Origin of the sequence: Streptomyces davaonensis JCM 4913, assembly GCF_000349325.1 — a bacterium.
Taxonomy (GTDB): domain Bacteria; phylum Actinomycetota; class Actinomycetes; order Streptomycetales; family Streptomycetaceae; genus Streptomyces; species Streptomyces davaonensis.
This window is the reverse complement of the sequence record NC_020504.1, coordinates 4,133,137-4,146,255: the sequence shown is the minus strand read 5'-3', so window position 1 is coordinate 4,146,255 and position 13,119 is coordinate 4,133,137. Positions and strand designations below refer to the sequence as shown.

The 13,119-nt window shown below is 72.1% G+C and carries 13 protein-coding genes; 10 read left to right on the top strand and 3 right to left on the bottom strand.

Annotation, left to right across the window (positions count from 1 at the left end; genetic code table 11):
* Positions 1–14: 14 nt before the first annotated feature.
* Genes rimI through BN159_RS17945 form a run of 3 tightly spaced genes read left to right on the top strand, consistent with a single transcriptional unit; the run spans position 15 to position 1,820 of the window.
* Positions 15–488: a ribosomal protein S18-alanine N-acetyltransferase gene (rimI, locus tag BN159_RS17955; protein ID WP_041821449.1), complete on the top strand. Its 474-nt coding sequence runs from the start codon at positions 15–17 to the stop codon at positions 486–488.
* A complete protein-coding gene (gene tsaD, locus BN159_RS17950; protein WP_015658425.1) occupies positions 481–1,566 on the top strand; it encodes a tRNA (adenosine(37)-N6)-threonylcarbamoyltransferase complex transferase subunit TsaD in 1,086 nt (361 codons plus the stop codon). Before rimI ends, tsaD begins: the two co-directional genes overlap by 8 nt.
* The gene (locus tag BN159_RS17945) at positions 1,563–1,820 is read left to right on the top strand and encodes a hypothetical protein (protein WP_015658424.1); all 258 of its coding nucleotides are present in this window, start codon (positions 1,563–1,565) and stop codon (positions 1,818–1,820) included. The genes tsaD and BN159_RS17945 overlap by 4 nt, the downstream gene beginning before the upstream one ends.
* On the opposite strand, the gene BN159_RS17940 is transcribed toward BN159_RS17945, so the two are convergent.
* Complete coding sequence (locus BN159_RS17940; RefSeq protein ID WP_015658423.1) at positions 1,771–2,286, bottom strand: hypothetical protein; 516 nt, start codon at positions 2,284–2,286, stop codon at positions 1,771–1,773. The genes BN159_RS17945 and BN159_RS17940 overlap by 50 nt on opposite strands.
* 18 nt (positions 2,287–2,304) lie before the next feature.
* Entirely contained in the window at positions 2,305–4,599 is a 2,295-nt protein-coding gene (locus BN159_RS17935) for a beta-xylosidase/alpha-l-arabinosidase (protein ID WP_015658422.1), read from the bottom strand.
* A gap of 154 nt (positions 4,600–4,753) precedes the next feature.
* Between BN159_RS17935 and BN159_RS17930 the strand changes: the two genes are divergently transcribed.
* From BN159_RS17930 to BN159_RS17910, 5 genes are all read left to right on the top strand, one after another.
* The gene (locus BN159_RS17930) at positions 4,754–5,818 is read left to right on the top strand and encodes a LacI family DNA-binding transcriptional regulator (protein WP_015658421.1); all 1,065 of its coding nucleotides are present in this window, start codon (positions 4,754–4,756) and stop codon (positions 5,816–5,818) included.
* A 90-nt stretch (positions 5,819–5,908) separates the two neighbouring features.
* Positions 5,909–7,264 (top strand): endo-1,4-beta-xylanase, encoded by a 1,356-nt coding sequence (locus tag BN159_RS17925; protein WP_015658420.1) that lies wholly within the window; start codon positions 5,909–5,911, stop codon positions 7,262–7,264.
* Between the two features lie 73 nt (positions 7,265–7,337).
* Positions 7,338–8,399 carry an LCP family protein gene (locus BN159_RS17920; protein ID WP_051113519.1) on the top strand — a complete coding sequence of 354 codons (1,062 nt, stop codon included), beginning with the start codon at positions 7,338–7,340 and terminating at the stop codon, positions 8,397–8,399.
* A 110-nt stretch (positions 8,400–8,509) separates the two neighbouring features.
* On the top strand, positions 8,510–8,866 hold the full coding sequence (locus BN159_RS17915) for a YciI family protein (RefSeq protein ID WP_015658418.1): 357 nt from the start codon (positions 8,510–8,512) through the stop codon (positions 8,864–8,866).
* A gap of 44 nt (positions 8,867–8,910) precedes the next feature.
* Positions 8,911–10,161 carry an RNA polymerase sigma factor gene (locus tag BN159_RS17910; RefSeq protein ID WP_015658417.1) on the top strand — a complete coding sequence of 417 codons (1,251 nt, stop codon included), beginning with the start codon at positions 8,911–8,913 and terminating at the stop codon, positions 10,159–10,161.
* Here BN159_RS17910 and BN159_RS44850 read toward each other — a convergent pair.
* Positions 10,149–11,309 (bottom strand): THUMP-like domain-containing protein, encoded by a 1,161-nt coding sequence (locus BN159_RS44850; RefSeq protein ID WP_015658416.1) that lies wholly within the window; start codon positions 11,307–11,309, stop codon positions 10,149–10,151. The two genes, BN159_RS17910 and BN159_RS44850, sit on opposite strands and share 13 nt — an antisense overlap.
* A gap of 90 nt (positions 11,310–11,399) precedes the next feature.
* Here BN159_RS44850 and BN159_RS44845 point away from each other — a divergent pair, with 90 nt between their 5' ends.
* Entirely contained in the window at positions 11,400–12,356 is a 957-nt protein-coding gene (locus BN159_RS44845; RefSeq protein WP_015658415.1) for a polysaccharide deacetylase family protein, read from the top strand.
* On the top strand, positions 12,353–13,048 hold the full coding sequence (locus tag BN159_RS17895) for a polysaccharide deacetylase family protein (protein WP_015658414.1): 696 nt from the start codon (positions 12,353–12,355) through the stop codon (positions 13,046–13,048). The genes BN159_RS44845 and BN159_RS17895 overlap by 4 nt, the downstream gene beginning before the upstream one ends.
* Positions 13,049–13,119: the final 71 nt, after the last annotated feature.

Below are 13,119 nucleotides of genomic sequence, written 5' to 3'. Positions count from 1 at the left end.
CGGTGCTGCGCGAGATGCGCTGGTGGGACATCGATCCCGTGCTGGGCCTCGAGAAGGAGCTGTTCCCCGAGGACGCCTGGTCCCGGGGCATGTTCTGGTCCGAGCTGGCCCACGCGCGCGGCGCGGAGGCGACCCGGCGGTACCTCGTCGCGGTCGAGGGCGAGCGGATCGTCGGGTACGCGGGGCTCGCCGCCTCCGGTGACCTCGCCGACATCCAGACCATCGCCGTGGCCCGCGACCAGTGGGGCACCGGCCTCGGCGGGCGGCTGCTGACCGAGCTGCTGCGGGCGGCCACCGCCTTCGAGTGCGCCGAAGTGATGCTGGAGTGCCGCGTCGACAACATCCGCGCCCAGAAGCTCTACGAGCGCTACGGCTTCGAGGCCATCGGCTTCCGGCGCGGCTACTACCAGCCCGGCAATGTGGACGCCCTCGTGATGCGCCTGAACGACCCTTCGACCTCTGTACAAGGAACCGAGATCCATGGCTGACGAACCCCTCGTCCTCGGCATCGAGACGTCCTGCGACGAGACCGGCGTCGGCATCGTCCGCGGCACCACCCTGCTCGCCGACGCGGTCGCCTCCAGCGTCGACGAGCACGCCCGCTTCGGCGGCGTGGTGCCCGAGGTCGCCTCGCGCGCGCACCTGGAGGCGATGGTGCCGACCATCGACCGGGCGCTGAAGGAGGCGGGCGTCAGCGCCCGTGACCTGGACGGGATCGCGGTCACCGCAGGTCCCGGTCTGGCCGGTGCCCTGCTCGTCGGCGTCTCCGCGGCCAAGGCGTACGCCTACGCGCTCGGCAAGCCCCTCTACGGTGTGAACCACCTCGCCTCGCACATCTGCGTGGACCAGCTGGAGCACGGCGCGCTGCCCGAGCCGACGATGGCCCTGCTGGTCAGCGGCGGACACTCCTCCCTGCTGCTGTCCTCGGACATCACCTCCGACGTCCGCCCGATGGGCGCGACCATCGACGACGCGGCCGGCGAGGCCTTCGACAAGATCGCCCGGGTGCTGAACCTCGGCTTCCCCGGCGGCCCCGTCATCGACCGGTACGCGAAGGAGGGCGACCCCCGGGCCATTGCCTTCCCGCGCGGGCTCACCGGCCCCCGGGATCCGGCGTACGACTTCTCCTTCTCCGGTCTGAAGACGTCCGTGGCCCGCTGGATCGAGGCGAAGCGGGCGGCGGGGGAGGAGGTGCCGGTGCGTGACGTGGCGGCTTCCTTCCAGGAGGCGGTCGTGGACGTGCTGACCCGCAAGGCGGTGCGGGCGTGCAAGGACGAGGGCGTCGACCACCTGATGATCGGCGGCGGGGTCGCCGCCAACTCCCGGCTGCGGGAGCTGGCCCGGCATCGCTGCGAGGCCGCCGGTATCGAGCTGCGGGTGCCGCGTCCGAAGCTGTGCACGGACAACGGCGCGATGGTCGCCGCGCTCGGCGCGGAGATGGTCGCCCGCAACCGGGCCGCCTCCAGCTGGGACCTGTCGGCCGACTCCTCACTGCCGGTGACCGACCCGCACGTCCCCGGGCACGATCATGTGCACGAGGTCAGCAAGGAGAACCTGTACTCATGACGGTCGCGTTGATGTGGGAGGCGCGGGCGGCCGAGGGCCGGGGCGAGGAACTGCTCGCCTGGGTCTCGGGGCAGCGGCTCGCCGAGCCGCCGCTGCGCCGGGAGACCTTCCGGGCGCCGGAGGACCGGGTGCTGGTGATCACCTGGTGGGACGCCGACTTTGCCGCCGTACTGCCCGAACTGCCCGAGCCGGACGGTGAGTTGGTCACTCGGGCAGTGCACCGGTGGCGGTTCGAGTCAGTTGCCGGGGGCTGACGGACAGCCGCCAGGGCTTGTCCGGGTCGTGACCCCGCCACAGCACCTTGCCGTTGCCGCGCTCCCAGTTGACGGCCAGCCAGGCCTGGCCCAGCCAGGCCACCGCCAGCCACAGCGGGAACAGGACCGCCGCGGGTTCCCAGGCGAGCGAGGTGCCCAGGGTCCCGGCCGTCATGATGGCGAACAGCCAGGGATTGACCGGATGCCGGAGCAGGGACACCTCCGGCGGCGGCTCCTCCAGAGGGGCCGCCGCCTCGAAGTCCAGCACCTCGCTCAGCCACTTGATCCGGGACGCCTGCGCGAGCGTGAACAGCACCGCGAACCCGATCAGCCCGGCCAGGAACAGCGACAGATCACCCGAGTCGATCAGGGCCCCGTGGACGGCGACCGTCACCGGCACACAGACCGCGACCGCGGCCAACACGGTGATGACGGACCGCAGTTCGTGGTGCACATACCTGTCCATGGAGCCCCTCCCCAAGGCTCAGGACACCACCGCCTCGCACACCAGCCGTCGGTCCGGGCCGAGCACCCGTACCGGGCCGGAGAGAGTCAGTCGTGCCGTGTGCAGCACCTCCGCGCTGGATGTTCCCAACCGTAGTTCCAGCAGGCCGGGTTCGACCACCTTGAGATTTGAACGATCCGTGAAGGACGACAGATCCGCGTGGAAGCGGAAGGCCACCCGCCGGGACTCCCCGGGCTCCAACTCCAGCCGCTGGTAGGCGATCAGCCGGACATCGGGGCGGGTCACCGAGGCCACCGGATCGTGCAGATACAGCTGCACGACCTCCGCGCCCGCCCGGTCCCCGGTGTTGCGGACGGTCACGGCCATCTCGTACGAGCCGTCCGTGCCGATCTCCGCGTCCGCCGCGTCGGACTCCCAGGCGAAGCTCGTGTACGAGCGCCCGTGCCCGAACGCGTACAGCGGGGTCGGGTCCAGATTGCTGACCTCGCCCGCCAGGCCCAGCGGCGGCTGGAGGTACGTCCACGGCTGGCCTCCGGGTTCCCGCGGGACGCTCACCGGCAGGCGTCCCGACGGGTTGACCCGGCCCGACAGCACTCCCGCGACCGCCGGTCCGCCCTCCTCGCCGGGGAAGAAGGCCTGGACGACCGCGCCGAGGCGGCCCTGCCAGCGGCCGAGCGCGTAGGGGCGGCCGGTGAGCAGCACCAGCACCACCGGGACGCCGGTCGCCACCAGCGCGTCCAGCAACTCGCCCTGTACGCCCGGCAGCCGAAGGTCGCTGACATCGCAGCCCTCGCCCGAGGTGCCGCGCCCGAACAGGCCCGCCCGGTCGCCCAGCACCGCAAGGCACACATCCGCCTCGGCCGCCCGCGCCACCGCCTCCTCGAACCCCGTCTCGTCGGGGTCGGACACCCCGCACCCTTCCGCGAACGTGACCTTGGCGTCCGGGAGTTCGGCGCGCAGGGCCTCAAGGACGGTCGGGATGTCGATGCCCATCGGGACGTCGGGGTGGTGGGTGAGGACATGGGACGGGAAGGAGTAGCAGCCCAGCATCGCCAGGGCGTCCGCGGCGCGCGGGCCGACGACCGCGATCCGGGTGTCCTGGGCCAGCGGCAGCAGCCCGTCCGGGTTGTCCAGCAGCACCACCGACTCCTCGGCCAGACGCCGGGCCAGGGTGCGGCCCGCGGTGGAGTCGAGGTCGATGCGCTCGGCCGGTTCCGGGTCCCAGTCCTCGTCCAGCAGGCCCAGTTCGCATTTCTGGAGCAGGACGCGACGGGCCGCGAGGTCCACCAGTTCCTCGGGGACCTCGCCCGCGCGGACGGCGTCCACGAGGGGCTTGCCGTAGCACTTCAGGGTGGGCAGCTCCACGTCGATGCCGGCCGCCAGCGCCGCGTGCGCCGCCTCGGCGTCGGTGCCCGCGACCCGGTGCAGCGACCGGAGGAAGGCGATGCCGAAGTAGTCCGCGACGACCGTGCCGGTGAACCCCCACTGCTCCCGCAGGAGTTCGGTCAGCAGCCGGGGATCCGCCGAGGCGGGCACGCCGTCGGTCTCGGTGTACGCGGCCATCACACTGCGCGCCCCGCCCTCGCGCAGCGCCATCTCGAACGGCGGCAGGGTGACATCGGCGAACTCGCGCACTCCGGCCCGCACGGGCGCGAGATTGCGGGCGCCCGCGGAGGAGGCGTACCCGGCGAAGTGCTTGAGCGTGGCGATCACCCCGGTCGACTCCAGGCCCCGCACATAGGCGGTGCCGATGGTGCCGGTCAGATACGGGTCCTCCCCGATGGTCTCCTCCACCCGCCCCCAGCGCGGATCGCGTACGACGTCCAGGACGGGCGCGAGCCCCTGGTGGACGCCGACCGAGCGCAGGTCCGCGCCGATCCGGCGGGCCATGTCCTCGACGAGCGGCGGGTCGAAGCTCGCTCCCCAGGCCAGCGGCACCGGGTAGGCGGTGGCCCGCCAGGTGGTGAACCCGGCCAGGCACTCCTCGTGGGCGACGGCGGGGATGCCGAAGCGTCCGGCCGCCGCGATCCGGCGCTGGGCGCGGGCGAGGGCCTGCGCGCCGAGCGCGGGGTCCACGGGGGCGGTGCCGAAGGAGCGGGTGAGCTGGCCCAGGCCGTGCGTGATCAGTTCGTCCCAGTCGTAGTCGGCGCTCATCTCGCGCTGGAGCGGCGCGACTCCCTCGCCGTCCGTGGCGGCGCCCACCCACACGCCGTACAGCTGGGCGGTCTTCTCCTGAAGGGTCATCCGGGAGAGCAGGTCGTCGACGCGGGCAGAGGCGGGCAGTGCGGGGTCGCGCCAGGGGGCGGTGGTCATGAAACTCCTGTCGGGGCGGTGGCCTCTCGTGACCTCTCGCGAAGGAAACGTACGACCTCTCGCGAATGTTTCGTTATTCACCTCGAATGTTCCGGGAACCTAGGGGCGGTGAGAAGGGTTCGTCAAGAGGGGGCGCAGGGATACGATCGCCGCCATGACACCCTCCGAGCCCGCTGAAACCCGGACGACAACCCGCGCGACAGGTCGGTCCGCACAGACCGCGACGCTCGCCGAGATCGCCCGCGAGGCCGGCGTCTCGGCGCCGACTGTTTCGAAGGTCCTCAACGGCAGAGCCGATGTCGCCCCCGCCACCCGCAGCCGCGTCGAGGAACTGCTGCGCGCCCACGGCTACCGGCGCCGACGCGCCGAGGCGAGCCGTTCCCCGCTGATCGACCTGGTCTTCCACGAGCTGGAGAGCGCGTGGGCGATGGAGGTCATCCGGGGCGTGGAGAACGTCGCCCGGGACGCGGGCCTCAGCGTCGTGCTCAGCGAGAGCATGGGCCGCCTCACCCCCGGCCGGACCTGGGCCGACCAGGTCGCCGCCCGCCGCCCGCACGGCGTGATCCTGGTCCTGTCCGGTCTGGACGAGTCCCAGCGCGCGCTGCTCACCAGCCGCTCCATCCCGTTCGTGGTGATGGACCCGGCCGGCGACCCGGGCGCCGACGTGCCCTCGATCGGCGCCACCAACTGGCAGGGCGGCCTCGCCGCCACCCGGCACCTGGTCGAGCTCGGCCACACCCGGATCGGCGCCATCACCGGACCCTCCCGGATGATGTGCAGCCGCGCCCGCGTCGACGGCTACCGGGCCGCCCTGGAGACGGCCGGACTGCCGGTCGACCCCGCGCTGATCCGGCCCGGCGACTTCCACCACGAGACCGGCTACCGGGAAGGCCTGAAACTGCTGCGCGGCCCCGACCGGCCGACCGCCGTCTTCGCGGGCAACGACCTCCAGGCGCTCGGCCTGTACGAGGCGGCGCGCGAACTGGGCCTGCGCATCCCGGAGGACCTCAGCGTGGTCGGCTTCGACGATCTGCCGGTCGCCCGCTGGGTCGGCCCGCCGCTGACGACCGTACGGCAGCCGCTGACCGAGATGGCCGAGGCCGCGGCCAAGCTGGTGCTGGACCTCGCCAAGGAGGACGGGGATCCGGCGGCGACCCGGGTGGAGCTGGCCACGAGCCTGGTGGTGCGCAGCAGTACCTCGGTGCCGCCCGGGAGGTGAGGGGCTCGTGTATTGACGGGTGTTCCGTGCCGCCTCCACACTGCCCGAAGCCAGTCGGTTGAACGACCGAAACTTTCGGAGGCACCCGCAATGAGATCTCTGAGAACGGGCTCCACCCTGGCTTCACTCCTCGCAGGCGTCGCGCTGCTCGCGGGCACGCTGCTGGCGGCGCCCGCCGCGCACGCGGCCGACGAGCCGCTGCGCGACCTGGCCGACGCCAAGGGCAAGGTGATCGGCACGGCGGTCACCGGCTCCAAACTCACCGGCACCTACGGCCGGATCGCCGCCGGTGAGTTCAACGCGCTGACCCCCGGCAACGCCATGAAATGGGGCTCGGTCGAGCCGACCCGGGGGAGCTTCAACTGGGCCGAGGCAGACGAGATCGTGAACTTCGCCGAGGCCAACGGCCAGCAGGTGCGCGGCCACACCCTGGTCTGGCACAGCCAGAACCCGAGCTGGCTGACCAACGGCACCTGGACCACCGCCCAGTTGCGGCAGCTCATGACCGACCACATCGCCACCGAGGTCGGCCGCTACGAGGGGCGTCTGGCCACCTGGGACGTGGTGAACGAGCCGTTCAACGAGGACGGCACCTACCGGCAGACCCTCTGGTACAACGGCCTCGGCGCCGACTACATCGCCGAGGCGCTCACCGCGGCCCGCGCCGCCGACCCGAGCCCCAAGCTCTACATCAACGACTACAACGTCGAGGGCGTCAACGCGAAGTCCACCGCCCTGTACAACCTGGTCCGGGACCTCAAGGCGCGCGGCGTCCCGATCGACGGCGTCGGCCTCCAGGCCCACCTCATCCTCGGCCAGGTGCCCTCCACGCTCCAGCAGAACATCCAGCGCTTCGCCGACCTCGGCGTGGACGTGGCCATCACCGAGCTGGACATCCGGATGAACCTGCCCTCGGACAGCGCCGAACTCGCCCAGCAGGCCACCGAGTACAAGCAGGTCGTCAATGCCTGCGTGGCCGTGACCCGGTGCGTCGGCGTGACCGTCTGGGGCTTCACCGACTCCGACTCCTGGATCCCGGACACCTTCCCCGGCCAGGGCGCGGCGACGCCGTACGACGAGAACTTCGCGCCGAAACCGGCGTATTACGCCATCGCGGAGGCCCTCGGCGGCACGACCACACCACCGCCGACGGGCGCCTGCACGGCGACCTACAGCGTCGTCAACCAGTGGAACACCGGGTTCACCGGCCAGGTCCGGATCGCCTGCGACGGGGCCTCGCTGTCGTCGTGGAAGGCGACCTGGACCTACGGCGCCGGGCAGCAGCTCACCCAGTCCTGGAACGCGACCTGCACCCAGTCGGGAGCGGCGGTCAGTTGCTCCAACGCCTCCTACAACGGCACGGTCCCGGACGGGGGTTCGGTGACCTTCGGGTTCAACGGGTCGTGGAGCGGGAGCAATCCGGTCCCGGTGGTGACCCTGGGCTGAGAAGTCTGAGAATTTCCCAAGAAACCGGTTCCGGACGCGCTCGCCGTAATAATTCGGACTTACGTTCCTGTCTGTGAGCGGAGACGAGGCGAACGGGGACGAGAGCAGAGCGGTGGGCCGGCGGTCGAGAGCGCTGAAGATCGCCGGCCTCACTCTCGCGGGGGCACTGGTCCTGGCGGCCGGGGCGGCGGGCTGGGCGTACTGGCATCTCAACGACAACATCAAGAGCGTCGACATCGACAGCGCGCTCGGCGACAACCGGCCGCCGAAGGCGACCCCGTCGGCCACTTCGGAGGCCGCGGAGTCCTCGGAGGCCGAGGTGCTGCCCACCGAGGCGCTGAACATCCTGGTCCTGGGCTCGGATTCGCGCGACGGCGCCGAGAACCAGGCGCTCGGCGGCGGCGCGAGCGGCGGCGCACGCTCCGACACCGCGATGGTGGTGCACCTGGACCCGGGCCGGTCCGAGGCGACGGTGGTGAGCATCCCGCGCGACACCCTGGTCACCCGTCCGTCCTGCCCCCTGGAGGACGGTGGCTCGACCGAGGTCGCCTACAACGCGATGTTCAACAGCGCCTACGCGGTGGGCGGCCCGGTGTGCGCGGTGAAGACGGTCGAGTCGATCACGGACGTCCGCATGGACCACTACATCGAGATCGACTTCGCGGGCTTCGCGAACCTGGTGGACGCGCTCGGCGGGGTCACCGTCACCACCGAGGAGGACATCGACGACGAGGACAGCCACCTCACCCTGGAGGCCGGGACCCATCATCTCGACGGCGAGCAGGCCCTGGCCCTTGCCCGCACCCGGCACGGCATAGGCGACGGCAGCGATCTGGGCCGCATAGGTCTCCAGCAGCAACTGGTGAAGGCGCTGCTGACGCAGATCTCCGCGACCGACCTGCTCACCGACCCCGCCAAGCTGTACCGGGTCGCCGACGCGGTCACCGGCAGCCTCACCACGGACACCGGCCTGGACTCGCTGACCGAGCTGACCGGGCTCGGCCGGAGCGTGCAGGCCCTGTCGGCGGACGCCGTGACGACGGTGACCATGCCCGTCGTACGGGCCCCGTCGGACCCCAACCGGGTGGTCGCCGAGGAGCCGGAGGCGAGCGAACTGTGGGAGTCGCTGCGCTGAGAAAATTCCCGCGAACTTTTTTCGGCGGGGCTGTCGATCCGGGTGTCTCCCGTTCGACGCAGGTGTGAGAGGCCGGGAAGGACCCGGTCCACCGGAGACGAGGAGTCACCATGCCCCGCTACCTGTCGCTCGTGCGGATCGACGAGCAGAACGCCCCCTCCGAGGGCCCCAGCGAGGGTCTGATGCAGCGGATGGGCGAGCTGATCGAGGAGATGACGAAGGCCGGGATCCTGCTCGACACCGCCGGGCTCACCCCCACCGCCCAGGGCGTCCGGGTGCACTACCAGGGCGGCGAGACGTCCGTCACCGACGGGCCGTTCACCGAGGCCAAGGAGGTCATCGGCGGCTACGCCCTCATGCAGTGCAAGGACCGGGCCGAGGCGATCGAGTGGACCCAGCGGTTCCTGAAGATCCACGAGTCCCACTGGACCGTGACCTGCGAGGTGCGCGAGATCGCCGAGGGCTGAACGTCCTTGGCCCCCGGGGCCTGAGGGGTGTTGCATGGTGGGCTGTGACAGCACAGCCCACCCCCGACCCCCGCGGCGCGGTCGAGACCGTCTTCCGTATCGAGTCCCCGAGGATCGTCGCCGCCGTCGCCCGCATCGTCCGGGACGTCGGCATCGCCGAGGAACTGGCCCAGGACGCCCTGGTCGTCGCACTGGAGCAGTGGCCGAAAGACGGGGTGCCCGACAACCCGGGCGCCTGGCTCATGACCACCGCCCGGCACCGTGCGGTCGACCTGATCCGGCGCAAGGAGAACTACGCCCGCAAGCTGGCCGAGATCGGCCGCTCGACGGACACCACGGTTCCGCCCGAGGAGCCCGCGGGCCCGGACGACATCGACGACGACCTGCTCCGCCTGGTCTTCACCACCTGCCACCCGGCCCTGTCCGCCGAGGCCCGCACCGCCCTCACCCTGCGCCTCCTCGGCGGCCTGACCACGGCCGAGATCGCCCGCGCCTTCCTGGTCCCCGAACCGACGGTCGCCCAGCGCATCGTCCGCGCCAAACGCACCCTCGCCACCAGGAACGTCCCCTTCGAGGTCCCCTACGGCCCCGACCGCGAGGCCCGCCTCGGCTCGGTGCTGGACGTCATCTACCTGATCTTCAACGAGGGTTACGCCGCCACCGCGGGCGACGACTGGCTGCGCCCCTCCCTGTGCGAGGACGCCCTGCGGCTGGCCCGCGTGCTCTCCGCGCTGATGCCGAAGGAACCCGAAGTCCACGGCCTGACCGCTCTGTTGGAGTTCCAGGCCGCCCGCACCGCCGCCCGCACCGGACCGGACGGCGAGCCGGTCCTCCTCAAGGACCAGAACCGCCGCCGCTGGAACCGCATGCTCATCGCCCGCGGCATCAAGGCCCTGGCCCGCGCCGAGGCCCCCGGCGCCCCCGGCCCGTACACCCTCCAGGCCGCCATCGCCGCCTGCCACGCGCACGCGTACACCTACGAGGAGACCGACTGGAAGAGCATCGCCACCCTCTACGCCCTGCTCGCCGCCCGCGCCCCCTCCCCGGTCGTCGAACTCAACCGGGCCGTGGCGGTGTCCATGGCCGAGGGCCCGGCCCCGGCCCTGGAGATCGTCGACGCCCTCGCCGCCGAACCCGCCCTGCGCGACTACCACTTGCTGCCGAGCGTCCGAGGCGACCTGCTGCACCGCCTCGGCCGTACGGCGGAGGCGCGCGCGGAGTTCGAGCGGGCGGCGGGGCTGACGCGCAACGCGCGGGAGCGTGAGCTGCTGCTGCGCCGGGCTCAGACGGGCTGACCGACCAGCATCGTCGGCGCCCCGGCGACCCGGGTCAGGAACACCGTCGCGGCATTGGGCCCCTGCGGCTTGACCTTCTTGCGCAGCTCCTCCGGCTCGACGGCCGACCCGCGCTTCTTGACGGTGAGGACGCCGACCTCGCGCTCGCGCAGCAGGGCCTTCAACTTCTTGACGTTGAAGGGGAGTCGGTCGGTGATCTCGTAGGCCGAGGCGTACTGGGTGGGGCGCAGGGCGTCGGCGGTGACGTAGGCGATGGTCGGGTCGATCAGCCCGCCGTCCAGCTCCTCGGCGGCCTCGGCGACCAGATGGGCGCGGATGACGGCGCCGTCGGGCTCGTACAAGTACCGCCCGACGGGCCGGACTTCGGGGTTCGGGAGCCCCCGGGAGAGGAGCGTGCGCGGGCCGGGGAGAAGGGTCGCGCGGACGGCGCCGGGCGCGGTGCCGAACCACAGCACGGCCTCCTTCACGTCCCCGCCGTCGGAGATCCACTCGGCCTCGGCCTCGGCGGGGATGGCCTCGTGCGGGACGCCGGGGGCGATCTTCAGGGCGGCGTGCGGGGCCTTCAGGGCCGCCTGGACGGCCCAGGACAGGGGAGGGGAGTAGGCCTCGGGGTCGAAGATGCGGCCCCGGCCGCCGCGCCGCGCCGGGTCCACGAACACGGCGTCGTACCCGGCCGTGTCGACCTCCGTCACGTCCGTCTCCCGCACCTCGATCAGCCCGGCGAGCCCGAGCGCGTCGGCGTTGGCACGCGCGGCGGCCGCGGTCAGCGGGTCCCGGTCCACGGCCAGCACCCGGATCCCGGCCCGCGCCAGCGCGATGGCGTCCCCGCCGATCCCGCAGCACAGGTCGGCGACCGAGCCGACCCCCAGCTCCCGCAGCCGCTCCGCCCGGTACGCGGCCACGCTCGCCCGGGTCGACTGCTCGACGCCGTTCGGGGTGAAGTACATCCGCCGCGCGTCCTCGGCCCCGAACTTCGCCTCCGCCCGCTGCCGCAGCCGGGCCTGTCCGAGCGCCGCCGACACCAGCTCGGCGGGGTGGTCACGGCGCAGCCGGGTGGCTACGGCGAGTTCGTCGGCGGGGGCGGTGCCGCGCACTTCGTCGAGGAGGGCGCGGCCCTCGGGGGTGAGGAGGGGATCGAGGTCGTTCACCGGGTCATTGTGAGCCAGTCGGTGGACGGTGCGCCCGCGGTGGCGGTGTCGGCCCGGGATCGGGGCGGGGGCCTGGGAGGATCCGGCCCCATGCGAGCAGTAGGACGAAATGATAAAAACCGGGTGCTGTGGGGGACGCGAGTACGCGGCGGACTCGCCGTGCTGACCGTCGCCGCCATCGCCTCGGGCTGTACGCAGAGCGAGCGGGGCGACAGGAGCGAGACCCCGCACGGCTCACGGGCCCGCCCCGCCCCCGGCCGGCAGCCCCTCCTGGCCCCGCCGGCCCGCGCCCTGGACGCCTACGCCACCCGGCTGCGCACCGCCGCCCTGGCGCGCGCCGCCGCGGCCAGGCGCTGGGGACTCGCCAAGGTCCCGCTGACCGCCCCGGCGCCGCCCGCGAAGAAGCCGCGGATCACCACCCGCAAGGGCTTCGAGGTCGACGGCCACGCCGAGGACGACCTCCCGCCGGTCTTCACCACGATCCCCACCGAGCAGAAGATCGTCTTCCTCACCATCGACGACGGCGCCGAGAAGGACCCCGCCTTCCTGCGCATGATGACCGAGCTGAAGATCCCGTACACCGCCTTCCTCAGCGACTACCTGATCAAGGAGGACTACGGCTACTTCAAGCGGATGCAGCGCGCGGGCGTCGGCCTGAACAACCACACCCTGAACCACCCCTACCTGCCGGGCCTGTCCTACGCCCGCCAGAAGCACGAGATCTGCGGCATGCAGGACGTGATCGAGGAGCGCTACGGCAAGCGGCCCGTCCTCTTCCGTCCGCCCTTCGGCAGCTACAACGGGAACACCCTGCGCGCCGCCAAGTCCTGCGGCATCACCCATGCGCCCCTGTGGAACGAGGAGGTCTTCGTCGACCACTGGGCCTACCGCGAATGGGACCGGGACATCCACCCCGGCGACATCGTGCTCAGCCACTTCCGGGGCAAGGAGCACTGGAAGGGCACCATGCCCGACATGATCCGCCGGTTCCTCGACCGGGTCACCGCCAAGGGGTACGCGGTGGCCCGGCTGGAGGACTACCTGTGAGGCCCAGGGGCCTGCTCGCCGGGGCCGTGGCGGCCGTACTCCTGACGGGCTGCGCCCAGGCCGCGGGCTCCTCGGAGAGGCCGCCCCTGCGGGCCCCAGGCGCCGTCCTGGCCCCGGTCGTGCACCGCGTCCCCACCGACGACAAGGTCGTCTTCCTCACCTACGACGACGGCGCCGAACAGGACCCCCGCTTCATCGACCTGGTCCGCGAACTGCGGCTCCCGGTCGCCATGTTCCTCACGGACAGCGTGGTCGGGCCGGGGTACGGGCACTTCGCCCGCCTCCAGGCGGTGGGCGCCTCGATCCAGAACCACACCCTCGACCACACGACCCTGCGCGGCCTGCCTCACGCCGGCCAGCGCGCCGAGATCTGCGGCCAGCAGAACAAACTCCGAGCCCGCTTCGGCGCCCGGCCCCGCCTCTTCCGCCCACCGCACGGCAGGTACGACACGACCACGCGGCGCGTGGCGGCCGGCTGCGGGATCTCGGCGGTGGTGCTGTGGCGGGCGTCGATGGAGAGCGACGGCGAACTGACGTACACCGAGGGCCCGCGGCGCCTTGGCCCCGGCGACATCGTGTCGCTGCCCTCGCACGATCCGACGGGGCTGCCGCTCGTGGAGCGGACGCGTCGGCTGCTGGCGGAGATCCGGGAGCGGGGGCTCAGGCCGGCCCGCTTGGAGGACTACCTGTAGGAGCGCTCCTCGGGTCTCCTCAGGGTCCCCTCGGGGACGCGATTAGCAGTCCGCTTGACCGAGTGCTAATC

Bases quoted from the DNA above. Each gene is read 5' to 3' on its own strand.
- rimI (WP_041821449.1), top strand. From the start codon at position 15: ATGCGCTGGTGGGACATCGATCCCGTGCTGGGCCTCGAGAAGGAGCTG.
- tsaD (WP_015658425.1), top strand. From the start codon at position 481: ATGGCTGACGAACCCCTCGTCCTCGGCATCGAGACGTCCTGCGACGAG.
- BN159_RS17945 (WP_015658424.1), top strand. From the start codon at position 1,563: ATGACGGTCGCGTTGATGTGGGAGGCGCGGGCGGCCGAGGGCCGGGGC.
- BN159_RS17940 (WP_015658423.1), bottom strand. From the start codon at position 2,286: ATGGACAGGTATGTGCACCACGAACTGCGGTCCGTCATCACCGTGTTG.
- BN159_RS17935 (WP_015658422.1), bottom strand. From the start codon at position 4,599: ATGACCACCGCCCCCTGGCGCGACCCCGCACTGCCCGCCTCTGCCCGC.
- BN159_RS17930 (WP_015658421.1), top strand. From the start codon at position 4,754: ATGACACCCTCCGAGCCCGCTGAAACCCGGACGACAACCCGCGCGACA.
- BN159_RS17925 (WP_015658420.1), top strand. From the start codon at position 5,909: ATGAGATCTCTGAGAACGGGCTCCACCCTGGCTTCACTCCTCGCAGGC.
- BN159_RS17915 (WP_015658418.1), top strand. From the start codon at position 8,510: ATGCCCCGCTACCTGTCGCTCGTGCGGATCGACGAGCAGAACGCCCCC.
- BN159_RS44845 (WP_015658415.1), top strand. From the start codon at position 11,400: ATGCGAGCAGTAGGACGAAATGATAAAAACCGGGTGCTGTGGGGGACG.